A 24,425-nucleotide genomic window follows, 5' to 3' on the forward strand; every position below is an offset into this window, starting at 1 on the left:
AAAGCAAAAAGCAAAAAGCCCGCACTCTGCATGCGGGCCTTTCATTTAAAGATGTGGTTTAAACTAATTCATAAACCGTTTTACCGCGCAATTTAAATAATTGTGCTGCGTGGTAAAGATTTTCAGAATGGCCAACTACCAATAAGCCCGACGGTTTCATTTGCGGCGCAAAGCGTTCCAGAATTTTAAGCTGCGTGGGTTTATCAAAATAAATCATCACATTACGGCAAAAAACCACATCAAACGGTCCACGAATGGTCCATGTGGCTTCCACCAGATTTAGCCGCTTAAATGTAATTAAATCGCGCAGTTCCTGCTTGGCCTGATAGCGGCCATCAGCCAGCTTATCAAAAAAGCGCTTTACCCTTTGCGGGCCCATACGCTCAACTTCTTCACCAGCATAAATGCCGATCCGGCCCGTTTCCAGCACATTGGTATCTAAATCTGTGGCAGTAATTTTAACTGGAGGCCGCATGCTGTCGAATGCTTCACAAGCCGCCATGGCAATACTATAAGGCTCTTCACCCGTACTGGAAGCAGACGACCATACCTGTAAAGCACCCGCACTGCGATGTGCCAGCAGATGCTCTGCCAGAATGGGGAAATGATGCGCTTCCCGAAAAAAAGACGTGAGATTGGTCGTTAAAGAATTAGTAAACAATTCAAATTCTTTACTATTGCCTCGCTCTAACAGCTGCAAATAATCATTAAATGATTGCAAACCTAAAGCGCGCAGACGTTTGGCTAAACGCCCATAAACCATATCTTGTTTCGCAGGGGAAAGAGCAATGCCTGCGTAGTTATAAATTAACTTACGCACCTTTTCGAAGTCTTGCTCCGTAAACTGAAATTCACGAGAAGGCGTTGGCAACATGGGGATCCTTTAATCAAATTCTTATCAACAAACGTGACAAATAAAAAAACAGCATCTGAATAGTGTTATAGCCCCAAATCAGACCAAATAGCATCTACCCGCGCTTTTACTTCATTATTCATAGCAATGGTTCTACCCCATTCACGGCTGGTTTCACCCGGCCATTTATTAGTAGCGTCCAAGCCCATCTTGCCGCCTAGCCCGCTAATGGGTGAGGCAAAGTCCAGATAATCAATGGGTGTGCTTTCTACTAGGGTGGTATCCCTTACCGGATCCATACGGGTGGTAATGGCCCAAATCACTTCTTTCCAGTCCCGGATATCAATATCGTCATCGACCACCACAATAAATTTGGTGTACATAAACTGACGCAAAAATGACCACACACCAAACATCACCCGCTTGGCGTGGCCTGGGTAGGATTTTTTGATTGAAACAATCGCCATCCGATAGCTGCAGCCCTCAGGCGGCAAGTAGAAATCAACGATTTCGCTAAATTGCTTTTGCAAAATAGGCACAAACACTTCATTTAAGGCCACACCCAGCACCGCAGGCTCGTCTGGCGGCTTGCCGGTATAGGTGCTGTGGTAAATCGGATTCTTACGCGTGGTGATGCGCTCCAGCGTAAACACGGGGAACCAGTCTTTCTCGTTGTAATAGCCGGTATGATCGCCATATGGGCCTTCCAGCGCATACAGATAGCCCCCACTTCTTTCAGTGGAACGCCCGCTTCGCTCACGCCGCTAAAGCCCGCCTCAGCAGCTTGAATATGCCCTTCAAGGACAATCTCAGCACGGGCAGGTACTTGCAAATCAGAGCCTAGGCACTTGACCAGCTCGGTTTTGGAACCGCGTAATAAGCCCGCAAACTGGTATTCAGACAAAGTATCGGGAACTGGGGTGACTGCCCCCAAAATAGTGGCAGGATCGCAACCCAAAACCACGGCAATCGGGAAAGGCTGGCCCGGCTTTTGCAGCGCGTGCTCTCTAAAATCCAAAGCGCCGCCGCGATGCGCCAGCCAGCGCATAATCACCTGATTGCGGCTGATCACCTGCTGGCGATAAATGCCTAAATTCTGACGCTTTTTATTCGGGCCACGCGTAACCACCAAGCCCCAAGTGATCAAGGGGGCAGCGTCTTCCGGCCAGCAGTGCTGAATAGGAATACGCGCCAGATCCACATCAGCACCTTCCCAGACTACTTCCTGACAGGGGCCGTTTTTGACTTCTTTGGGCGACATATTCAAGACTTGCTTGAGCAGCGGCAGCTTATCCCAGGCATCGCGCAAGCCTTTGGGTGGCTCCGGCTCTTTTAAATAGGCCAGTGTTTTACCGATTTCGCGCAACGCGCTAATCTCTGCCGCACCCATACCATTGGCCACCCTTGTTGGAGTGCCAAAGAGGTTCGCCAGCACCGGCATGCTATGGCCAGGCACATTCTCGAATAAAATGGCCGGGCCTTCTGATCGCAAAGTACGATCACAAATTTCGGTCATTTCGAGATAGGGCGAGACAGGGATTTTCACCCGCTTCAGCTCGCCGCGTTTTTCCAGCTGCTCAATAAAATCACGTAAATCACGGTATTGCATAAACAGAACTCAGGCAAAAACAACCATTACTCGGACAAAGTCATGCTGGCGCGGTAAACGCCACCGGCGGCAATCGTCAGTGCGTTATCCAGCACGTCCCCACGCTCCACACAAACAAAGCCCGGATAATTCCCCTGGCCCACATCGGCCAGTTTTGCAGCGTCTTCCCAAGGATTCCAGACAATAGCAGAGTGAGTATCACTCACGATATGGGTTTGCCCTGAGCCGTGGCTGATCACTTGTTTTGCAGGTACATTTAAGTAAACACGATCAGTAAGCGACTGCACATGCAAATCACCTTCCTGCACTTTACGCGGATGACCTTCCAGCAGCGTATTAACATAGGTACATCCATCCAGCCCACTGATTGCAATTTCGGTCACATCAGGCACGGCCAAGTAGCTGTGAAAGGCTTGCGAAAAGGGGGCAGGCTGATCGCTTAAGTTTTCTACACTCAACGCCAGCGTTAACTCACGGCCCACCGTTAATGCCAGACGAAATACAAACGCATGGGGCCATAAAGCCTGTGTTGCCGCTGTATCATGTAATACGAGCACGACTTTGATATCACCATTACCCAAAATTTCGACTTCACTGACATCCCAATTGCTTGAGCGCGCAAAACCATGAGCAGGCAAGCCTTCAGGATGGCGGCCAAACCAAGGCATACAGAGGGGAATCCCCCCGCGGATTGCTTTATCAGCAGCAAAAACAGCCTTGGGCGACAGCCAGAGCAGCTCCCGCCCACCCGCAGGAATAAATGACAATAAATGAGCGCCCTGCAAAGCAACTGCAGCACTGCCCGATGCCCCCTGAATTTTCAAAACAGGCAAGCCCGGCTCTTCCCCACCATATAGATCTGCGGATGAGCACAGGCTGATTTCCGGGATAGTTGCCAGCAGAGTGGCAAGATTTGCTTGCATAGAGAACTCCTTTAACACGTCATCTTTAAATTACAGGCTTCAGGCCGGGCGACGGGGCACCCAGACCAGTGCATCGCCATCAATTACTTTTTCATCTTTTACCCAGCACTCTGTCAGCAAGCGGGCACGCTGTTTATCCGGCAGCACTTCACTGACGGTTACCCTTGCAGTGACAGTGTCACCGATTTTAACCGGTTTCAGAAACTTCAGATTTTGCCCCATATAAATCGCCCCCGGCCCTGGCAGCCGGGTACCAATCACGGTGGAAATCAGGCTGGCACTCAGCATGCCATGCACAATCCGCCCGCCAAAGCGTGTTGCAGATGCGTACTCTTCATCAATATGCATGGGATTATTGTCGCCAGAAATACCGGCAAATAAAACGATATCGGCCTCAGTTAAGGTTTTGCGATATTCAGCAATCAGACCTGGCTGCAAATCTTCAATGTAATAAGCCATTTAATACACCTCATGAACGCGTTAAGTGATTTAATTTTCAGGCCCCTGTTTTATTGTCTTAATAAATCAGGGTACATACAGACTCATCAATAATATGCACTTGCAGCGTAAACACGGATGGGCCACAGGTCACGATAAGTTTGCCAATTCATGAAAAATTAATACCAAATACAGCCAGATTAATTAAGCACCGCTGCTTTACCTACTCCCGTTGTACCATGACGCGATGCGGGCGGCGCAATGGGAATACGATTTAAATCAAGCCAAGGTGACAGCCATTTGAAAGTACGCCGGTATGCATCAGAGCTTGCCTCTGCATTAAATGCAATCGATACACTGGATGCGCCCAATGTCAGCCGTTTTGTTTCATCTGGTTTTAAGCTGATGTTATCAAAATCGTGCAAGGCATCAGGATAGGTAATCAAGCGGAATGTTGGCTGATCTGCGCGTGCCACTAAAGCCCGGCAAGGCTCTGCAGGCGTCCAGTCATCATCCTCACCAACCAACAATAAAAGTGGCGCGGTTACTTGGTATTTGTCCCGGAGTAAATAAGAGCTGCAAGATGGAAAAAAACCCACGGCAACCCGGACCGATGGTTGTTTTTGCCCAAGTAAAGCCAACACTGAAGTTGCACCATGTGACCAGCCGATCACCCCGATACGGTCTCCATCAATCTCTTTACGCGCTTTCAGCCATTCAAGTGCATGGCGGGCGTCTTCGGCACGCATTCTGGGGCTGAGTGTGCGTTTGCTTAATGGCACACTGCATATTTCTTGTAAATCACGAGCGCTAAAACTATCCAGCATCAGCACGGCATAGCCCTTCTCCTGCAAAAGAGCCGCCATCCGGTCTGGGCGGGGGTTAATCCCGTTACTGTGGCTTAAGCCGTTGCATCCGTGCAGCAAAAGCACCGCCGCCGCAGGGCCTGCGTCTGGAAAAGGAGGGGGTAAGTATTTTGCAGATAAAATGATCTCAGCGCCAGGAATCAGGACACGCTCGGCCCAGGCAGGCAAAGCAAGCACTCCAAGCAGGTAAAGCCAGTAAATAATTCGCATCGCATCTAATAAATCAAACGTAGAACAAAACGATAAGTCTTAGTTTGCCCGCTGTCCTTCCGAGCAAACACAAAACACCCTGCCATACACTTAAACATATCCTGCCTACTCAGGCAGAATTTTCATTCCATACAACTTTTGCCAGAATAAAAAGCGCGCTATCTCAGCACTGTCACACGCCAACATTACAGTAAACTTATCTAATCCAAAGCATGGATGAAGTCAATATTTTCACTGCCTTCCATCAGCCCAGAGTGGCGCGCACTCTAACACACAGCACCGGGCTTGACTAAACTGACTCGCAAATTCCTGTCATTCCCCCTGCGGCAATACCTTACCCTGATTTATTGCCCTGATCCTGATTCCAAATCAATGCAAGCCTCATTAAGGTGCGAGTATGAGCGATACATTACACACACACTTTAGCCACGGTATCGCCACAATTACCCTTAACAGACCCGAAATCTGTAACGCCTTCGACGATATGCTGATCGCCGAACTAACTGCAACCCTCACCGCCTTTGGCCAGAACTCTGATTTAAGAGTTGTTGTCCTCACAGCCGAAGGATCCACATTCAGCGCAGGTGCAGATTTAAGCTGGATGCATCATGCCACCCAATTTGATCAGCACCGCAACTTTGAGGATGCATTAAAATTAGCCCGGCTGATGCAGACACTAGAGCGTCTGCCCGTACCTACCATTGCACGTATACAAGGGCCGGCACTAGGCGGAGGAGTGGGATTAATTGCCTGTTGTGATTTAGCCGTAGCCAGCAGCAACACCTGGTTTCGGATCAATGAAGTCCGCCTTGGCCTGATCCCTGCTGTTATAGGGCCTTATATCATCAGCAAGATCGGCATCAGTGCTGCAAGACGCTTTATGCTGACGGCAGAACAGTTTGACTGCCACACTGCCCTGCAACTTGGTTTATTGCATGAAGTAAAAACCGATGAAGCTGCAATGGATCATCAGGTGCAAACTTGGATCAACGAGCTACTACAAAACAGCCCGCATGCGCTGACGGCAGCAAAGCGGCTGATTACTTCGGTTGTCCATCGCCCTATAGACGATGCAATGATCTCTGATACCGCACACCGCATCGCTCATATCAGAACCCATGAGGAAGCCAGAGAGGGGGTCGCCGCTTATTTAGGCAAACGCCCCCCATCTTGGCATATTAACCGGGCGGTAAAACTAAATGGCGATGAGGCCCCGCAGAATGGCTAACATATTCAGACTCAGCAACCGTCAGCAGCTGCAAACGTGGCAAAGGATAGTGCAAAACATCATCCCCAACAGTGAGGATATCTACCTTATCCAGCTCTGTGCTTCCGTCTTCCATATTGAATACGGTCATCATGGCAATATCTCCTCGGGGCTAAAACAGAAATCTAGCGTCTCTGCTTATTCTTAATATCGGCATAGCAGTAAGAAAATTCAATCGATAAAATAAAAAATGGCAAGGCACAGGTCCTTGCCATCTTTTTATACCTCCATCAAAGCTTACTCAGCCGCCATCGCCTTCAGCTTATAGTCCACTTTAATTTGCGACTTAAGTGCCTGCAAGTAGCTGGCCACTTCAACCTGGCCATACATTTGCACCATGTTTTCATTAAGCTGGCGGCGCATTGTGGCATCCAGCGCAGGTGCGGCGGTCGATTTCACCACCTTAAATAATGCAAAACCTTGGCCCTTTACTTCAGCCCCTGCATAAGCAGGTAATTTATCAGCCGCAGCACGGAAGATCTCTTTGACCTGCGCTTCAGGAACTGCAGATTGTCCCATACGCGCCATGGCCTGAGCAGCTGGCCACGTTAAGGTATCTGCTCCGCCTTTTTTCAGATCGGCTAATTTTTTAGTCCCCTCTTCAATGGCCAGCTTCAGCGCTTTCTCTTGCTTAAGCTTTGCAATGATGTCTGCACTCACCGCTTCCAGCTTCTGCGATTGCGCCGGTTTAGATTCAATCACCCTGACCGACACCAGCGTACCTGATGCCACTTCAATCGCTTCGGAGTTATGTTTCTTTTTCAGCACATCGTCACTAAAAGCCGCTTCACGCAGCTTTTCGTTGTTCAGCAGCTCATCCTTAGCGGCAGCACGTGTCAGCCAGTCACTTTGCTGCACATGCAGTTTAAAGGCCTCTGCTGCAGGCTTCAGGCTGTCTGCCTGCTGATAAACCAACTCGTTAAATCGTTCCGCTTGCTTCTGGAAGCTCTGGCTTACTTTTTCAAGCTTTAATTTTTGCTCAACATCAGGCTGAACTTCTGCAAATGTTTTGCTGCGAACATCATCAAGACGAATAATGTGCAAACCAAAATCGCTGGCCACAATGCCGCTGATCTCGCCTTTTTTCAGCTTAAAGGCCGCGTCATCAAAAGGTTTCACCATTGCACCATGGGCAAAAAAGCCCAAATCGCCACCATTTGCAGCCGAACCAGGATCTTGAGATTCTTTTTTGGCAAGATCAGCAAAGCGTGCCGGATTTGCTTTCAGCTCGAGCAAAATAGCCTCAGCCTTAGCCTGTGCGGCTTTTTTTGCTTCTGGTTTTGCATCTTTAGCCAAAGCAATCAGGATATGGCTGGCTTTACGCTCTTCTCCCGTCAGCTGAGCCTGATGTGCTTCAAAATATTTTTTGACTTCATCAGGGCTGATTGAAATGCTTTTAGCCAATTCTTGCTGAGAGAAGACCAGATATTCTAAACGAGCCATTTCTGGAAGTTTAAATTCAGCACTATGTGTGTCGTAGTATTTTTTTACTTCAGCATCAGACACGGTCACTTGTGGCAAAAAAGCTGCAGGCGAGATTTGCAGCATCGCCACATCCCGTTTTTCACCCAGCAAACCAGCCATATAATCAGCAACTGCGGTGGATTGAATGCCACTGGAGAAGCCTGCAAGCAGATGACTGCTCGCAATATCATCACGAACACGTTGCTGAAAATCGAGAGGGGTCATTTGCTGTGCTGCAAGCAGGTCTTTATAGCGCTGAGCGCTGAACTTACCGTTCTCCTGGAAATCAGGAATTGCAGCAATCGCATTACGAATCTGATCGTCAGAAACATCCAGATGCAACAGACCAGCCTGCTCGAGCAAAAGCTGTTTTTTAACCAGCTGTTCAAGCACCATAGGCTTCATCTCATTGGGAACGGCACGGTTACCAATAGCCTGAGCGAGTTCACGGGGTGTGATCTTGGTCTGACCCACTTTGGCCAGATATGATTCACCACCTTCCATAGCGCTATAGCCGGTCAGGCCAACACCAACAACAAGACCCAGTGACACAAGGCCAAGTACCACCTGAACGGCGGTTTTGTTCTTTTCAACAAAGGAAAACATGAGACAGGCAACTCCGCGAGTGATTCGCGGCATATAATGCCAGATTGACGCCTGCCTGTCTTCCTCAGGCAGCTAATAGACAAACAAAAAGCCAAACATTTCTGTTTGGCTTTTTGTTTTAATCTTTATTGGCGGAGCGGACGGGACTCGAACCCGCGACCCCCGGCGTGACAGGCCGGTATTCTAACCAACTGAACTACCACTCCACAATGCGACCACTTCTTCGTACAGCGAGTGGTGGGTGATGACGGGGTCGAACCGCCGACATTCTGCGTGTAAGGCAGACGCTCTACCAACTGAGCTAATCACCCATTTCCATTTCACACAAACAAGGCCGCATATATATAACTTACGCAAATTATTTGTGTGAAAGGCAAAAGCTCAGATAGCCGAGCAAATCACCTTAAGGACACATTACCGTACTAAAAAAGACTTAGTCAGCAAAGTAAGACGATTATTGTACTGCATCTTTCAGAGATTTACCAGCCCTAAATTTAGGCTGTTTCGCTGCAGCAATCGCAATAGTCTCACCGGTACGTGGATTACGGCCGCTGCGCTCAGCACGCTCAGACACATAGAAAGAACCAAAGCCGACCAGCGTTACTTCGTCGCCGCCCTTCAGTGCGTTCGTTACGGCTTCTACTGTTGCATCCAGAGCTTTACCTGCATCAGCCTTGGAGAGACCAGCGGATTCTGCGATGGCGTTGATGAGTTCCGATTTATTCACTTACGTCCCCTTACAATTCTGATTGGATTGATACGATTAACTATTGACTACAGCTTTATAGCAAGCCACAAAATCTTGTGTCAACTAATGTTTTGTAAGCTGTCCGGTCACTTCCACCCCAGCTTGCGGCAGAACGGGTTCCACACTCACAACTTCTTCCGGCAAAATCTCCGGCAAACGCTCTAAGGCAAACCCCAACACCTGGTCGATCCACTTAACGGGGTGAATGGTTAGTCCGCGCTTCACATTGTCAGGAATCTCGGCGAGATCCTTAACATTGCCCTCAGGAATTAACACCTGCTTAATACCACCGCGGTGAGCAGCAAGCAGTTTCTCCTTTAAACCACCAATTGGCAATACTTCGCCACGCAGCGTGATCTCACCGGTCATTGCAACATCGCAGCGAACCGGAATACCCGACAATACCGACACCATTGCGGTTGCAATACCAATACCTGCAGACGGGCCATCTTTTGGCGTTGCGCCTTCAGGGAAGTGGATGTGCATATCAATTTTCTGATAAAAATCAGGGTCAATTCCCAACGCTTTTGCACGACTGCGCACAACCGATAAGGCCGCTTGGATGGACTCTTGCATCACATCACCGAGCTTACCAGTCTGAATCATTTTGCCCTTGCCTGGGAATTTTACCGCTTCGATCGTGAGTAATTCGCCACCGACTTCGGTCCATGCAAGACCTGTTACCTGCCCCACCTGGTTGGTTTGCTCGGCCACACCGTAATCAAAACGATGTACACCCAAGTACTTTTCCAAGTTTTTCGGCGTAACAGTAATCTTTTTATCGCTTGGTTTCATCAGAAGACTTTTCACTACCTTACGGCAGATACGGGCGATCTCTCTGTCCAAGCTACGCACACCTGCCTCACGTGTGTAGTAACGCACCACATCACGCACCGCAGTGTCTGAGATCACCAGTTCACCTTCTTGCACCCCATTGGCCTTCACCTGCTTAGGCACCAGATACTTGAGGGCAATATTCACTTTTTCGTCTTCGGTATAGCCCGACAAACGAATAACTTCCATCCGATCCAGCAAAGCAGGAGGAATATTCAAAGAATTAGCCGTTGCAACAAACATCACATCCGACAAATCAAAATCGACTTCAAGATAATGATCGCTAAATGCGTGGTTTTGTTCCGGATCCAAGACTTCCAGCAAGGCAGAAGAAGGATCGCCACGGAAATCCGCCCCCATCTTATCGACTTCATCGAGTAAAAATAGCGGATTTTTCACGCCAATTTTAGTCATCGACTGCAAAATCTTACCTGGCATAGAGCCAATATAGGTACGGCGGTGACCACGAATCTCAGATTCATCACGCACACCACCCAAGGCCATACGTACAAACTTGCGGTTTGTGGCACGGGCAATCGACTCACCCAAGGAAGTTTTACCCACCCCTGGCGGCCCTACAAGGCACAGAATCGGCGCTTTGAGCTTTTCAACACGGCTTTGTACCGCAAGGTACTCAACAATGCGCTCTTTCACCTTTTCAAGGCCGTAATGATCAGTATCGAGTACCAACTCAGCAGCCGGTAATTCCTTGCTGATTTTGGTTTTCTTTTTCCACGGCAAATCAAGCAGCGTATCGATGTAATTACGTACCACCGTGGCTTCTGCCGACATCGGCGACATCATGCGAAGTTTTTTAAGCTCTGATTCAGCCTTATCGCGCGCTTCTTTACTCATACCTGCGTTCTTGATTTTTTTATCAAGCTCGTCGATATCGGCGTTTTCGTCTAATTCACCCAGCTCTTTCTGAATGGCCTTAACCTGCTCATTCAGATAGTACTCGCGCTGGCTTTTTTCCATCTGGCGCTTTACACGGCCACGAATACGCTTTTCAACCTGCAAGATGTCCAGCTCGGATTCCAGCTGTTTTAACAGCTGCTCCATGCGGCGGCGCAGATCGAACATTTCGAGAATAGATTGCTTTTGCTCCAGCTTTAAAGGCAGGTGCGCAGCGATGGTATCGGCAAGGCGGTGAGCATCTTCAATTCCGGCAAGGGACGTCAGAATTTCAGGCGGTATTTTTTTATTAAGCTTCACGAACTGATCAAATTGAGTCAGTAAAGCACGGCGCATCGCTTCAACTTCATGCCCCTGCTCGCCACTGACATCAACCGGATGAGCAATGGCACTGTAAAATCCTGCCTCCTCATCAATATCAGTCACTTCAGCGCGCTGCCCGCCTTCCACCAGCACTTTAACAGTGCCATCGGGCAGTTTCAGCATCTGCAAGATGCTGGCAATCGTACCTACAGGATAAATATCGGCCAAGCCTGGCTCATCTTTCTGGGCGTTTTTTTGCGCAACCAGCAGGATATGGCGGCCATCTTCCATCGCGGCTTCAAGCGCACGAATCGACTTTGGGCGACCCACAAATAGCGGGATAACCATATGCGGAAACACCACCACATCTCGTAGCGGCAGCAGCGGCAAATGGACATCGTCAGCAAACGCAACAGTTTGGGACATCAACAAGGGTCCTCAATAATGGATTTATCCCCCAGATCATGGGGGTGCAGGCAAGGAAATACAATGCCCAAGAACTAAAATCTGACCTGAATATTTCAAATATCCCCAGGGAATATGAAATATTCTAAATTTAAAAACACTTGCATGCATTACATGCAAGTGTCATCACACATTAAGCAGCAGCAGGATCTGCGTAAACAATCGTTGGAGCAGTGGCGTTTTTAATCATAGATTCATCCACAACCACACGCTCAACCCCCTTCAATGAAGGCAGCTCGTACATGATATCCAGCAGGGATGATTCAACAATCGAGCGCAAACCACGTGCACCAATTTTACGCTCCATGGCCTTGTGTGCAATCGAAGCCAAAGCTTCTTTACCCACTTCCAGCTCAACCCCTTCCAGCGAGAACAGCTTCTGGTACTGCTTGATCAGCGCATTTTTTGGCTCAGTTAAGATAGATACCAGCGCAGCTTCATCCAGCTCTTCCAGCGTTGCAGTGACCGGCAAGCGGCCTACAAACTCAGGAATCAGACCAAAACGAATTAAATCGTCAGGCTCAACCGTGTGTAACATTTTGCCAACACTGGTGTTTTCATCTTTACTCATAACTTCAGCACCGAAGCCAATACCACTCTTCACTGAACGATTACGAATAATCTTGTCGAGCCCTTCAAACGCACCACCACAAATAAACAGAATATTGGTGGTATCCACCTGCGGCATGTCCTGATTAGGGTGCTTACGCCCCCCCTGAGGCGGTACGGAAGCAACCGTTCCCTCAACCAGCTTCAGCAACGCCTGCTGCACACCCTCGCCCGATACATCACGGGTAATCGAAGGATTTTCAGATTTACGGGCAATTTTATCGATCTCATCGATATAGATAATGCCTCGCTGGGCTTTCTCTACATCGTAATCACACTGCGCCAACAGCTTGGCGATGATGTGCTCGACATCTTCACCCACATAGCCCGCTTCGGTCAGTGTGGTGGCATCTGCAATCACAAACGGCACATCAAGGAGCTTGGCCATGGTTTGTGCAAGCAAAGTCTTACCCGAGCCAGTAGGCCCGATTAAGAGGATATTTGACTTGGCTAATTCCACATCATTATCACTGGACTTATTGCTGGTCAGTCGCTTGTAATGATTGTAAACCGCAACCGCTAAAATCTTTTTAGCGCGCTCTTGCCCAATTACATAGGAATCCAGCGTGGTCCGAATTTCCATCGGCGTAGGCACACGCTTAGCATCTGTAACTTGCTCAGTTTCGCCAATCACAGCAGCGGCTTCGTCTTTCAGCACATCACGACAAAGCTCAATGCATTCGTTGCAGATAAAAACTTGTGGCCCAGCAATCAGCTTAACCACTTCGTGCTGGCTTTTACCGCAAAAAGAACAATAAAGGAGTTTTTCTGACATCGCCTAACCTACACCCCAAAAAACGGGCCATTGCAGCCTGTCCGATTAAAAACAGTAAACCTGACAGGCCACTAGAATAAAAAACCGCCAGGCACGCTGGCGGCATTGTCACGATCCGACGCAGCCTTATTTAACGGCTGCCGCGCTGCGAGACTGCAAGACATCATCAATCAGACCATAGTCTTTTGATTCTGCAGCACTCATAAAGTTATCTCTGTCTGTATCCCGCTCAACTGCTTCGATGCTCTGACCCGTATGTTTGGCCAGCATTTCATTCAGGGAACGTTTCGTTTTAATTAATTCACGCGCATGAATTTCAACATCAGAAGCCTGGCCAGACAAACCACCGATCAGGGGCTGGTGAATCATAATTCGTGAATTAGGCAAAGCATAGCGTTTACCTTTAGCACCACTGGAAAGCAAGAAAGCGCCCATGCTGGCCGCCATGCCCACGCACATCGTCGACACATCCGGCTTAATAAAATTCATGGTGTCGTAAATGGCCAGACCTGCAGTGACAGAGCCACCCGGGGAGTTGATATATAAATGAATATCTTTATCTGGATTTTCGGATTCCAAAAACAACATCTGCGCAATAATCAGATTTGCGCTTTGATCGTTTACCGGGCCGACCAAGAAAATAACACGCTCTTTTAAGAGGCGCGAGTAGATATCATAAGAACGCTCGCCCCGGCCGCTTTGTTCAACGACCATCGGGATATACCCAAGGTTTTGCGGATCAAATTCTTGTCTCGACATCTTTTTCTCTCAGAAATTTATGGTCATTCAAACGATAAGGTGTCACCCATGATGACACCTTATCGTAGCACCTCAGTAACCGAGAATGATTAGCCTTGCTGGCCCATCAGCTCTTCAAAGGACATCCCTTTTTCAGTTACCTGTGCCTTAGCCAGAACGAATTCAACCACATTGTCTTCCAATGCCATTGATTCCGGGCCAGCCAAACGCTCACGATCTTCAAAGTACCAAGCTACAACTTCGCTTGGATCTTCGTAATTCTGCGCCAAATCTTCAACAACCGCTTTGACCTGATCCGCTTTCGCTTCAAGGCCATTACCCTTAACCAGCTCAGCCAATGCTAAGCCAAGGTGAACACGGCGCTGTGCTTGTGCTTCAAACATTTCTGGCGAGAACGGAACATACTTTGGGTCGATACCGCGTGCTTTCAAGTCTGCAAGCGCACCTTCAGCCAAACGACCGATTTCCAATTGAACTAAAGCCTTAGGCAAATCAACCGGCGCAGCAGCAATCAGCGCAGTCATCACGTTTTCTTTAGCACGGGCTTTCAGACGGAAACGTACTTCGCGCTCCAGGTTGCCACGTACTTCAGCGCGCATTTTTTCTACATCGCCATCAACAATACCAAGGCTTTTTGCGAAATCTGCATCCACTTCCGGCAAGATAGCAGCTGCCACGTTTTTAACCGTGATTTCGAATACTGCAGTTTTGCCTGCAACATCAGCACCATGGTAATCAGCAGGGAAATCAACGCTTACTGATTTGGTTTCGTCTTCTTTCATGCCGATCACACCGGCTTCAAAACCTGGCAACATCTGACCTTTGCCCAGCAGGAAAGCGTGGTTTTCAGCAGAGCCACCATCAAACAATACGCCGTCGATTGAGCCTTTAAAATCTACAATCACGCGATCGCCATCAGCCGCTTCGCGCTCTACACGCTCAAAACGAGTACGCTGGCGGCGCAGGATGTCTACAGTCTTTTCTACTTCAGCATCAGACAAATCCAACACTGGTTTTTCAATTTGAGCAGCAGCTAAATCACCGATCACAACTTCCGGGTACACTTCAAAAGTAGCCGAGAACTGGAAATCGCCTGTTTCTTCTGCCGCATCTTTTGGCTCGAAACGTGGGTAGCCTGCTACACGCAGCTTTTGCTCTTGTACGGCCTGACCAAAGCTCACTTCAACCGTTTCTCCCAATACTTCTTCCTGGATACGGAAGCCGTAGTTTTGTGCAACGATTTTCATCGGCGCTTTGCCTGGGCGAAAACCTGCAATTTTTGCAGTCTTAGCAACATGCTTCAAACGCGCGTTAACTTGCTCGGTAATTTCTGTGCGTGGCACAGAAATAGACAGGCGACGTTCGAGTTGATTCAGGGTTTCTAGTTGTACTTGCATTTCAAACCATTCCTATGGGGGATCAACGCGCGTACACGCATCTTAATAAATAGGGGATAAAGCCAGCTCATCAGCAGCAATATGCAGACCATCAGTCATGATCTTGGCCTTGCCAGTTTCCCCCGTCCCAGACAAGCCAAAACAGACAGAAAAACCAGATCAGCACGCAGCACTCACCGCGATTTACCAACAAAGTCGGTAAGTTTAGCGCACAACGGCACGCAAATCCAAACAGAATTATTAACCAGCGCCCGTGCAACCCAAAACACAGCAGCCACAAGGCTTAGACCACACGCTTCGTCCAATAAAAAAACGGATGCTTTGTGCGATTTTTCAACAAGAAAAGCGATATGCAGCCGGAATTTCAGCCATAAAAAAAGCCGCAAGAGCAATGCTCTTGCGGCTTTTTCCAGAATATTTGGTGGGGGATAAGAGACTCGAACTCTTACACCTTACGGCGCTGGAACCTAAATCCAGTGCGTCTACCAATTCCGCCAACCCCCCACTTCTCATCGCTGCGTTTGCTTGTGCACCGAAGGAAGACCCGCATTCTAGTTGAAGGTTTTCACTTTGCCAAGCCTTATTTGGAAAATATTTCAAAATAATTTAAGCAACCGTCACAACAGACACGAAAATCTTTAATATAACAGTAAGATAATCGCAATCTATACAGCCCATAAAAAGTTTATGTCATACTCCGCACAGCTTTTCACCCTATACACTCTTACTTCACCCCTCCCGTGAACGATCATATACATACACTCCTGCGTATTCTTCCTGCTTGCGATCTTGCTACGACAGAAGTTCGCTGGTTTGCCGGCCAGCAATCTGGCTCAGCACAGCTCAGCGCGCTTCCTCCCTCGCAAAGAACCGAGCTTATTGTTCCTGCGACGCTCTCCAATATTTATCGCGCAGAGCTGCCAAAGCAATCTTTAGCAAGGCGGCAAAAACTTTTGCCCCATCTTTTAGAGGATCGCCTGCTTAGCCCAGCTGCATCACTGCACTTTGGGCTAAATGACCAGAATAATAAAATTATTGCAGCAGACCGAAAATGGCTGACGCAATACCTGAGCTTACTGACCGAGCACCAGATCACCCCTTCTGCGATTTGGAGTCTTTATGATTTTCTGCCTGATGGCGAAGGCTGGTGCGTTGCAAGCGATCAGCAAACATTCCTCGTGCGTACGCCAGAAGGACAATACAGCCAGCTTGATGACGCCCTTATCGTTGAGGCACTGATTGGTGACGCATCAAGGCAAGATCTGAGCCTTGCTGATTTAATACAAAACAGCGTACCGGGCACAAATTTACTGCAAGGTGATTTTGCCCAGCGCAGCCAGTGGCGCTTTGACTGGAAAATACTGCAAACCCCGGCACTACTTTTAAGTGCTATTTTTGCACTGATTTTAGCGGGGCAAATAGGTGACTGGTGGCAATTACGCAGTAACAAACTGGCATTACAACGTGAAATGCGCCAAACCTATGCAGCGGCATTTCCTGGCGAGCCCGTCTTTGACCCTGTATTGCAACTACAAAGCAAACTGCGTGATCGCGGTGGGCTCCGCAGCGGCACTGGTGATGGGCTGGATTTACTACTGCAAGTGGCCGGCATTGCCGGTAATGGCCTGCAACTGACTCAACTCGATTACACCAACGGCCAGCTCAGTATGGAATTACCAGAATCCCAGGCAGGCAGCCTGCAGTCTCAGCTCAAAGGAGCAGGATTATCTGCAGAAACCCAGCCAGCAACAACAGGGCGCATGAAAGTTTTGATCCGCGCCCAAGCCGTAAAATGAGCCTCTGAAAAAATGAACAAACTGAAAGAATTCTGGCAACAATGCAAGCCTCGTGAGCGGCTCTATTTAAGCGGCTGCGGCCTGTTTGTCCTTTTTGCAATCCTCTATGCAGGAGTGTGGCAACCGGTTAATACCTCCCGGGAACAGCTCAGTAAGCAGGTGCCACAGATGCAAATGCAACTTGCAGAGCTGCAAAGACAACTCGCGCAAATCAAATCCACACCTGCGGGGCCAAGCCGTAATGGCGATTTGCGCGCTGCAGTGCAAGCCAGTCTGGATGCCAGAAACACCAGCGCAGACATTCAGGCACTCACGGCGGACAAACTACAGATTAAAATCGCACAAATCCGCTTTGCTGATGCGCTTCCTTTGCTTTCAGCACTTCGCAGCGAAACCGGCTCGCATATCAATCACCTGCAAATCAGCGGAGCAGAACACAATGGCATTGTGCAGCTGAGCGCAGAGGTAGAACGCCAATGAAGCAATATCTTTATCACCGCAGCAAATTCATTATTCCCTTGCTGATTTTATTTTTAATTTTGCAATTTCCAGCTTCCTTCATTTTGAAATTTGTCCCCGCCCCCGTGCAATCAGGCGGTGTCAGTGGCACCATCTGGTCTGGTAGGCTAACGCCGCTGGGCATTAGCGGCCAGCAGCTACTGGATGAAGTGCGCTGGCAATGGCAACCTCTGAAGCTTTTCAAGGGGCAACTGGTGTGGCAACTTGATACCCGCTACGGCAGCCAGGCGGGTAAAGCATGGTTAGCCCTTGGCGTGGGTGGCAATCGCCTTGAATCGGTCAGCCTCACCCTGCCTGCCGCACCTTTATTTGCGCTCGATAAAAAGCTGGCCCCTTTTCAGCTTGGCGGCCAGCTCACCTTAGAAGCCAGCCGGATAAGCAAGCCACAAACCAGCGAAATCAGCTTACTCTGGCAAAATGCCAGCTCGCTCGTTACCCCGCAGGCCAACCCCTTTGGCAGCTATCAGATCAAATTACAACCTGATTTAAACTGGACAATTTCGCCCGTTGGTGGGGCGGCCCTGGCCATTTCAGGGCAAGGCAAAGTGGACCCTCAGCGCGGCCCGCAGGGCTCGCTCCAGCTTAAAGCAGCCAGCGGCAAAGAAAGCCTCTTTGCCCCACTACTGGATCGCATGCCGTTAAACGGTGATCAGCGCGAACTAAAACTTGGCATATAAACACCCGCCCTATACTCCAGCAGAAAGCCACCGCGAAAAGGAAAAAAGATGAAAAAAATTGAAGCGATTATCAAACCCTTTAAACTGGATGAAGTCCGCGAAGCCCTGTCGGAGCTTGGCATATCCGGTCTCACTGTGACTGAAGTGAAAGGATTTGGCAGGCAGAAAGGCCATACCGAACTTTACCGAGGGGCTGAATACGTCGTCGATTTTTTACCTAAAGCTAAAATCGAAGTCGTGCTTGAAGACGACAAGGTAGAAACCGCCATTGAAGCCATTATTAAAGCGGCCAATACCGGCAAAATTGGCGACGGGAAAATCTTTGTCACCCCTGTTGAATACGTAGTACGAATTCGCACGGGCGAGATTAACGAGCAGGCCATTTAAACCAGCCGCCGCGTAGACTACAAGACAGGCTGAAACCACCCGTACCGAAGAAATGCAGCACCTAGCAATCAAAAAATGCGGCTGATCAGGCCGCATTTTTTAAAAGATACACGCCACACCTTTCTTTATGCCATTCAGGCAAGCCGCACAATCTGCACGGCCTGATCCTGCTTATTGCGGGCGATACGTTACTTTAAGGGTGTAATTTGCGGCTGAATAACCATTCAGCAACAAATAGACGTCGCCATTTGCGCTTAAGTTTAATGCGCAGGTTTCTGTGCTGCTTGGGCCATCAGATTTGCAATCAAACACGGTTGTGCTGGGTGCGCTGGCTTTGCGCAGATATAAATCCGCATCGCCCGTGCCGCTCAGTACTGCAGTAAAATCACCGCCAGCGCCCACTTTAAATGGGCCATAACTTTGCTTTTGCCCCACTGCCAGCTTGCCGGAAAAGTTTTCCACCTTATCCACGGGCCCTGGTCCTACTGGGCCATCGCTTCCCAGCTCAACCATAAATGCCAACGCCATTTTAGAGAACTTCAGGGCATGCTGGGCTTGATTGCCGCTATTGGCATAGGTGTCGTTAGCCGTATGGATATAAGGATTATCCTGGGTAAAGGAAGATTCAAAAGGCATAGAGGCAAAATAGCCCTGCCCGCTCCAGGATGCATGATCTGAGCAGGCATAACCGCATTTATCGTAACCAATCTTTATCGCTGGCAGATAAGTTGTCAGCAAATTAGCCACAAACTGGTTTTGCGCGTTATCGGTGTAATCAGTGTAAAGGTAGATGTCTTTATCTGAGCCTTTATAGTTAGTCATATCCAGCTGCATCACCCCAACCACATTGGTGTTAGCCGCTTTAAAACTTTTGGCAATGTCCTGCGAGCCACGCAAACCCACTTCTTCTGCGGCATAACCCATCAGTTTCAGTGTCCGGCGAGGCTTATACCCGCCAGCCACCAACACCCGCAGCACCTCGGTCATGCTGGCAATGCCGGATGCATCATCATCCGCACCAGGCGCACGCGTACTCTCACTGGTTCCCTGGCCATTAATTGAATCAAGATGCCCACCCAGTACCACCACCTCAGATGGATTATCCGTCCCCTTAATTGTCAGAATCACCGATTTTTGCGCCCATGAATGGTTAAATTGCTCCACCGTAATATCACTGCGGCCTGCCGCTATTTGCTGCCAGCGCGTTTTCAGCCAGTTGGATGCATTAACACCATGTGTCGTGGTGTAGTAGCGATTGGTAAAAGCAGATAAATCATTAATGGTTTGCGCGATATTACTATCTTGCATTTGTGGCAATAAAGCATTCACGACGCTCTGATTATCCAGCGCATACGAGGGGTGAGCCGCTGCCAGCAAGCTGCTGACAGGCGTTAAGGCCTGACGCCCGGCCGCTTCACTGGCATGAAACATAAAGCCGCCGCAGCGATGCAGTTCTTCATGCACGGATGCAGATAAGTGGGCCAACTGCTGCTCATCCACTTCAACCAGATGCACCCGCTCAGCCGCCAGCAAACCCACTTGGGGCAAAATAGCGCGACTCTCTTTTGCAATAGTTTGTGGAGCCAGCTTTTGCAGCTGTAAATAGGCCGCATCACCCAGTGTTATCCAGACTTTTTTGGGTGCAGCATCTGCGGCAGCGCTCAGCAAGACGCCGCACAAAAGTAGAGGGATCACTTTCAGTTTCATTATGACGTTCCTTTGAATTTATTAAATCCAAAAAAAAGCCCTGCTCGCATTCGTAGCAGGGCATGCGGCCAGGTACAGCCGCCTGAGCTGACTTAATTACTGATAGTTACCCACCAGAGTGACATTACTAAAGGCGTTATACGCTTTCAGCAGCAGGTAATAAGTACCTGCCTTAGGCGCTGCCACAGTAATGGTTTCTGTATTGGTGCCACCATCTGATTTAGCGTCATAAACAGTTGTTGTTGGTGCCGCGCCAAATTTAGCGTAGATATCAGCATCACCTGTGCCACCCGATGTTTTAAATGTCAGGTTTCTCGCACCTGCTGGCACCACAATGGTGTAAGTGACCGTGGCATTGCTGGCAAGCGCAAGCCCAGTTACCGGCACGCCCTTAGTCAGCACTTTGACAACAGGGGGTTTAACGATACAACTTACACCCACCGCTTCAAACGCGGATGTCACATCAGCAACAGCATAACCACGGCTGGCTGCGGCTTTTTCCACGCCGCAAGCGCCTTGGTCAAAGGTGCTGTTTGCTGTCCAGTAAAGGTGATTAGCATCCGCCATCACTTCAAACGCTTTACGTGTACTCCAGCCCGCCTTGGTTGCCAGTAAATAGAAAGCTTTGTTGTACACACCACTGCTTAAGTGCACATCAAGGCTATCGTTATACTGGCTGGCATGGCCAATAGAGCGGCCATCCTTGGTAGGATCAGCCATATAACGTAATGCGCCGCTGGCCTTAAAGATTTCTGCCCCCACCAAGAAATCATTCGCCCCCTTCATATAAAACTCAGCCGCTTCCCCTGCCATATCAGAGAAAGCCTCGTTCATCCCGCCTGATTGCTTAGCGTAAACCAGACCCGAGTTTTGCTCAGTAAAGCCATGGCTGACTTCGTGAGCAGAAACATCCAGGGAAACTAAAGGATAAAACGTGTTTGCACCATCACCAAAGTGCATCGCAGAGCCATCCCAGAAAGCATTTTCGTAGTTATTGCTGTAATGGACCCGCATCAGCAAGTTCTGAGAAATCGGACGTAAATTCAACCAGTCTTTATACATATTAAAAACAACATTACCAAAATAATGGGCATCATTCAGTGGTGAAAACGCCCCATTGATGGCAATACCCGGGTTATTAGGGCAAGTAAACTGATAAGGTGTTGAGCCAGTTGTACCGTGATTTAAATTCACCGTTGTCACATTGGCGCTGACCATTTTGCAATCGTCAGTAACCACTAAAGGGCCATAATTAGTCCCATAAACATACTTACCCGTTTTGTTATTACCGCCAGGGCCTGTTGCATCTTTATGAGCAATCCCTTCCCAACGATCCAAGATCACACCGGTATTGGCATCAATAATGAAATGCGGACGGCTTGGTTTAGTTGCGCTGCCATTAATAAACGACACCACATAAATCAATTGAGCCACATTATTAGAACCCAGCTTCACATAAAGTTTAGCCTGTTCATTGTCGGTTTTAATGGCTTTCGCCTGTGTTTTAGCAATGCTCAAAATCTGTGTTTGCGAGTACGTTGGTTTAGCGCTTGGCAGGTCATTGCTCAAATCGCGCAGCAATGCACCCGACAAAGCGGGTTGAGCCAAGCCCGCAGCGCGGTTTTCAACTACGCCTTCGCCCCAGACAGGCACGCCTTGATGAAATTGCTGATAGCGGGTAACAACCTTACCATCTGGGTAAGTCTGACTGCGAGCAGCTTGTAATTCATCCGCCTTGAGGCCAAGTAAGTTATGCACCCCCTCGTCTGCCAGACCACGCGTTGTAAGCCCGGCAGGGGCAACATAATTTTCCAGATCCACTCGTTCAGCGGCCATGGCATTGAAAGCTCCGGCTAATAAAACGACCATCAGCAGAGGACGTGCTACGCGATTTAATGCTTGCTTCATTATTAGCGACCCTTTTAAAGTTTAGCGGGGATATTCCCCAATGAACGCCGGTATCTGCCGGGGATAAATGACAGGCACAGACTAGCTAATCAGCAGTGCTTAACTGCGTAATAGCAATTCGGATTAAGTCAACGCTGGAATAAATGCGCCCCATAGATCTATAAATTACAAGCCACTTATTTGAGTTGCGGCTTTGTTATTAAACATTAGAAAAAAGCTTGATCAACATCAAGGTTTTTTTTCAATTTGATGTTTTTTTAAAAAACCCTAATTATTTTCGTATAGATGACGCAATAAAATTCCAAGAGAATAAAAAAACCAAGACCCTATTAGGGTTTAAACATCAGGGAATACACCAATACAAACCCATTAAAAGACTAGCTATCTCACAGCACTCATTCGCGTTTAAAACAGCACGCAATATTGATTAATAGATTTTTTAAATATCACCCAAAGTCATTAGCAACAAAGTTGCATAAAAATAGCAAAAAAAAATCGCCTATTTTTATACACCCCAATAAAAAAGGCCACTTGAAGTGGCCTTTTTTATTTTAAACAGATCAACACCGATTACATTAATGATTCATTTATCACGCGTGGCAGTTCGCTATCCATATCATGGGCATACTCCCAAACCATGATGCCGCCAAGACGCTTTTGTTTAATGTACTGAGCTTTGTATTTTAAGCTCTCCTGATCTTCATACGTCACCATCAAATCACCGTCAAACAACCATGGCGCTTTGGCAACCGGATCCCAATAGCGTGTCGCCCCCTTGGCTTTTAAAGCCTTAATATCCTGCCAAGTGATGCCATCGTCATACGCCGCTTTCTTATAGGCATTAAACAGGCCGTTGTTTGCAGCCGCCACACCTTGCCATGCGCGCCCATAAAAGGCACTGCCCATGAGCAGCTTCTCTGGCTTAACCCCAGCATCCAGATACAAATTCATCGCCTGATCGGTACTCCAGCCGCCACCTTCAGGATCTGCTTTGTTCTGATACAGATTGGTATGGTGGCTGGTTTTTTTACTCCATGACCCGGCAAAGTCATACGCCATGACTTTCATAAAATCAACTGATTTGGCTACGCGTGCCACATCAATATTTTGCAAAAACCAAGCTGCTGCCGGCACAGCAACCGATAATTGATATTGTTTTCCTGTTTTTTCGCCGTGCTTATTAAATGCCGCTTTTGTTTCCTCTAAAAGGCGGGGATAGTTTTCTTTATCACTCGGGTCTTTTGCAATTGGCAGCCAATCCGGGCCAACTGGGTATTCCCAATCGTAATCAATTCCTGCCAGATTATGCTCATCAATTAGCTTAATCACATTTGCAATAAATTTTTCGCGTGATTCTGGTGTCCGGGCTAATTGTGAAAAACCATCTGCGCCCCAGCCACCAATAGAAACATTCACTTTCAAATGCGGATACTGACTTTGCAATTTAGCAACTTCGTCCCACATATTTGCAAATGGGGCGATAGTAGCGGTTTTATCCGAATTAGGCTGAGGCTCTAAATCTTTAATATAGACCTCAGTGCCATTACGAATTAAACCAAAGCTTAAGTTTAAAGTTGTGAGCTGATTCCCCTGAATATCACTGGCTCGCCAGCGGCGTCCCATATCCATATCTTTTGGCGTAGAGCCAATTGGCCAAGTACGAATATAAGCCACAACCTGCTTATTATGCGATTTAACGGTTGGAATAACAGGCTCTGCTGAGGCTGCTGTATTTTTTGAAGGTGCTGAAGCACATGCGCCTAGTAATGATGCTGCGGCGAAGGCAATTAGTATTTTTTTCATCCCCACATCCCGATCAAGTGTGAGGATTCAGTTTACGACTTTATTTACTGCAATGTAAATATTTCACAAACAAATGAAATTTATACGACAGTTCTCTTGCGATCTTTTTCAGCCTGCCGCCGTTCGCGAAAAAAAGCCTTTAGTAAGCTTGAGGACTCTTCGCCCATCACCCCATCAAGCAATTGTGTCTGATGATTTAAACGGCAATCTGCAAAAGGGTTAATCACACTGCCTGCAGCGCCGGTTTTAGGGTCTTTTGCAGCATACACAACCCGGCTGATACGGGAGTGCAAAATGGCCCCGGCACACATAATACACGGCTCTAAAGTGACATATAGCTCGCACTCAGGCAGCCGGTAATTACCCAGATGACGCGCGGCTTGGCGGATAGCCATCATCTCGGCATGGGCGCTTGGGTCATGGCGCAAAATAGGCTGATTGCAACCCCGGCCAATAATCTCGCCCCGATACACCACAATCGCCCCAACCGGCACCTCACCCAACTCTTTCGCACGCTGCGCCTCTTGAAGCGCCTCATTCATAAAATCTAAATCATTCATACAAGCCCAAAAAAAACAAAAACATTA

The 24,425-nt window shown here is 48.3% G+C and carries 20 protein-coding genes, 3 tRNA genes and 1 pseudogene; 5 read left to right on the top strand and 19 right to left on the bottom strand.

What is annotated here, in order from left to right; genetic code table 11:
• Positions 1-58: 58 nt before the first annotated feature.
• From DYD62_RS14325 to DYD62_RS14345, 5 genes and pseudogenes are all read right to left on the bottom strand, one after another.
• Positions 59-874 carry a CheR family methyltransferase gene (locus DYD62_RS14325; RefSeq protein ID WP_115227966.1) on the bottom strand — a complete coding sequence of 272 codons (816 nt, stop codon included), beginning with the start codon at positions 872-874 and terminating at the stop codon, positions 59-61.
• A 65-nt stretch (positions 875-939) separates the two neighbouring features.
• Positions 940-2,462 (bottom strand): annotated as a pseudogene (gene ubiD / locus DYD62_RS14330) (4-hydroxy-3-polyprenylbenzoate decarboxylase).
• A 26-nt stretch (positions 2,463-2,488) separates the two neighbouring features.
• A complete protein-coding gene (locus DYD62_RS14335; protein WP_115227967.1) occupies positions 2,489-3,385 on the bottom strand; it encodes a D-hexose-6-phosphate mutarotase in 897 nt (298 codons plus the stop codon).
• 39 nt (positions 3,386-3,424) lie between these two features.
• Positions 3,425-3,844, bottom strand: coding sequence for a MaoC family dehydratase (locus DYD62_RS14340; protein ID WP_115227968.1), 420 nt, complete (start codon positions 3,842-3,844; stop codon positions 3,425-3,427).
• A gap of 179 nt (positions 3,845-4,023) precedes the next feature.
• Positions 4,024-4,899 carry a dienelactone hydrolase family protein gene (locus DYD62_RS14345; protein ID WP_115227969.1) on the bottom strand — a complete coding sequence of 292 codons (876 nt, stop codon included), beginning with the start codon at positions 4,897-4,899 and terminating at the stop codon, positions 4,024-4,026.
• Positions 4,900-5,296: 397 nt separating this feature from the next.
• Between DYD62_RS14345 and DYD62_RS14350 the strand changes: the two genes are divergently transcribed.
• On the top strand, positions 5,297-6,127 hold the full coding sequence (locus DYD62_RS14350) for an enoyl-CoA hydratase/isomerase family protein (protein ID WP_115227970.1): 831 nt from the start codon (positions 5,297-5,299) through the stop codon (positions 6,125-6,127).
• Here DYD62_RS14350 and DYD62_RS23455 read toward each other — a convergent pair.
• The 10 genes from DYD62_RS23455 to DYD62_RS14405 all read right to left on the bottom strand — a co-directional run bounded on the left by DYD62_RS23455 (position 6,078) and on the right by DYD62_RS14405 (position 15,545).
• On the bottom strand, positions 6,078-6,260 hold the full coding sequence (locus DYD62_RS23455) for a hypothetical protein (RefSeq protein WP_132038710.1): 183 nt from the start codon (positions 6,258-6,260) through the stop codon (positions 6,078-6,080). The genes DYD62_RS14350 and DYD62_RS23455 overlap by 50 nt on opposite strands.
• Positions 6,261-6,403: 143 nt before the next feature.
• Complete coding sequence (locus DYD62_RS14360) at positions 6,404-8,236, bottom strand: SurA N-terminal domain-containing protein (protein ID WP_165928744.1); 1,833 nt, start codon at positions 8,234-8,236, stop codon at positions 6,404-6,406.
• 129 nt (positions 8,237-8,365) lie between these two features.
• Positions 8,366-8,442, bottom strand: a tRNA-Asp gene (locus DYD62_RS14365).
• Positions 8,443-8,471: 29 nt separating this feature from the next.
• A tRNA-Val gene (locus DYD62_RS14370) sits at positions 8,472-8,547 on the bottom strand.
• A 143-nt stretch (positions 8,548-8,690) separates the two neighbouring features.
• Positions 8,691-8,963, bottom strand: a complete 273-nt coding sequence (locus DYD62_RS14375) for an HU family DNA-binding protein (protein WP_046352775.1) — start codon at positions 8,961-8,963, stop codon at positions 8,691-8,693.
• 84 nt (positions 8,964-9,047) lie between these two features.
• Positions 9,048-11,462, bottom strand: coding sequence for an endopeptidase La (lon, locus tag DYD62_RS14380; RefSeq protein WP_172476501.1), 2,415 nt, complete (start codon positions 11,460-11,462; stop codon positions 9,048-9,050).
• Positions 11,463-11,634: 172 nt separating this feature from the next.
• Positions 11,635-12,885, bottom strand: coding sequence for an ATP-dependent Clp protease ATP-binding subunit ClpX (clpX, locus tag DYD62_RS14385; RefSeq protein WP_115227974.1), 1,251 nt, complete (start codon positions 12,883-12,885; stop codon positions 11,635-11,637).
• A 126-nt stretch (positions 12,886-13,011) separates the two neighbouring features.
• Positions 13,012-13,644 carry an ATP-dependent Clp endopeptidase proteolytic subunit ClpP gene (clpP, locus tag DYD62_RS14390; protein ID WP_115227975.1) on the bottom strand — a complete coding sequence of 211 codons (633 nt, stop codon included), beginning with the start codon at positions 13,642-13,644 and terminating at the stop codon, positions 13,012-13,014.
• Between the two features lie 89 nt (positions 13,645-13,733).
• On the bottom strand, positions 13,734-15,041 hold the full coding sequence (gene tig, locus DYD62_RS14395) for a trigger factor (protein WP_115227976.1): 1,308 nt from the start codon (positions 15,039-15,041) through the stop codon (positions 13,734-13,736).
• Between the two features lie 419 nt (positions 15,042-15,460).
• Positions 15,461-15,545, bottom strand: a tRNA-Leu gene (locus tag DYD62_RS14405).
• 236 nt (positions 15,546-15,781) lie between these two features.
• Between DYD62_RS14405 and gspL the strand changes: the two genes are divergently transcribed.
• The 4 genes from gspL to DYD62_RS14425 are packed head-to-tail and all read left to right on the top strand — an operon-like array spanning position 15,782 to position 18,420.
• A complete protein-coding gene (gene gspL / locus DYD62_RS14410; protein ID WP_115227978.1) occupies positions 15,782-16,837 on the top strand; it encodes a type II secretion system protein GspL in 1,056 nt (351 codons plus the stop codon).
• A gap of 12 nt (positions 16,838-16,849) precedes the next feature.
• Entirely contained in the window at positions 16,850-17,317 is a 468-nt protein-coding gene (locus DYD62_RS14415) for a type II secretion system protein M (RefSeq protein WP_115227979.1), read from the top strand.
• Positions 17,314-18,033 carry a type II secretion system protein N gene (gene gspN / locus DYD62_RS14420; protein WP_115227980.1) on the top strand — a complete coding sequence of 240 codons (720 nt, stop codon included), beginning with the start codon at positions 17,314-17,316 and terminating at the stop codon, positions 18,031-18,033. The genes DYD62_RS14415 and gspN overlap by 4 nt, the downstream gene beginning before the upstream one ends.
• Before the next feature lie 48 nt (positions 18,034-18,081).
• Positions 18,082-18,420 (top strand): P-II family nitrogen regulator, encoded by a 339-nt coding sequence (locus DYD62_RS14425; protein WP_099396287.1) that lies wholly within the window; start codon positions 18,082-18,084, stop codon positions 18,418-18,420.
• Positions 18,421-18,591: 171 nt separating this feature from the next.
• On the opposite strand, the gene DYD62_RS14430 is transcribed toward DYD62_RS14425, so the two are convergent.
• From DYD62_RS14430 to tadA, 4 genes are all read right to left on the bottom strand, one after another.
• Positions 18,592-20,127: a M28 family metallopeptidase gene (locus DYD62_RS14430; protein ID WP_115227981.1), complete on the bottom strand. Its 1,536-nt coding sequence runs from the start codon at positions 20,125-20,127 to the stop codon at positions 18,592-18,594.
• Between the two features lie 96 nt (positions 20,128-20,223).
• Positions 20,224-22,035, bottom strand: coding sequence for a M4 family metallopeptidase (locus DYD62_RS14435; protein WP_115227982.1), 1,812 nt, complete (start codon positions 22,033-22,035; stop codon positions 20,224-20,226).
• A 570-nt stretch (positions 22,036-22,605) separates the two neighbouring features.
• Entirely contained in the window at positions 22,606-23,838 is a 1,233-nt protein-coding gene (locus tag DYD62_RS14445) for a glycoside hydrolase family 18 protein (RefSeq protein ID WP_115227984.1), read from the bottom strand.
• Positions 23,839-23,918: 80 nt separating this feature from the next.
• Positions 23,919-24,398, bottom strand: coding sequence for a tRNA adenosine(34) deaminase TadA (tadA, locus tag DYD62_RS14450; RefSeq protein WP_115227985.1), 480 nt, complete (start codon positions 24,396-24,398; stop codon positions 23,919-23,921).
• Between the last annotated feature and the right edge of the window lie 27 nt (positions 24,399-24,425).

It is taken from the genome of Iodobacter fluviatilis, from assembly GCF_900451195.1.
GTDB lineage: Bacteria > Pseudomonadota > Gammaproteobacteria > Burkholderiales > Chitinibacteraceae > Iodobacter > Iodobacter fluviatilis.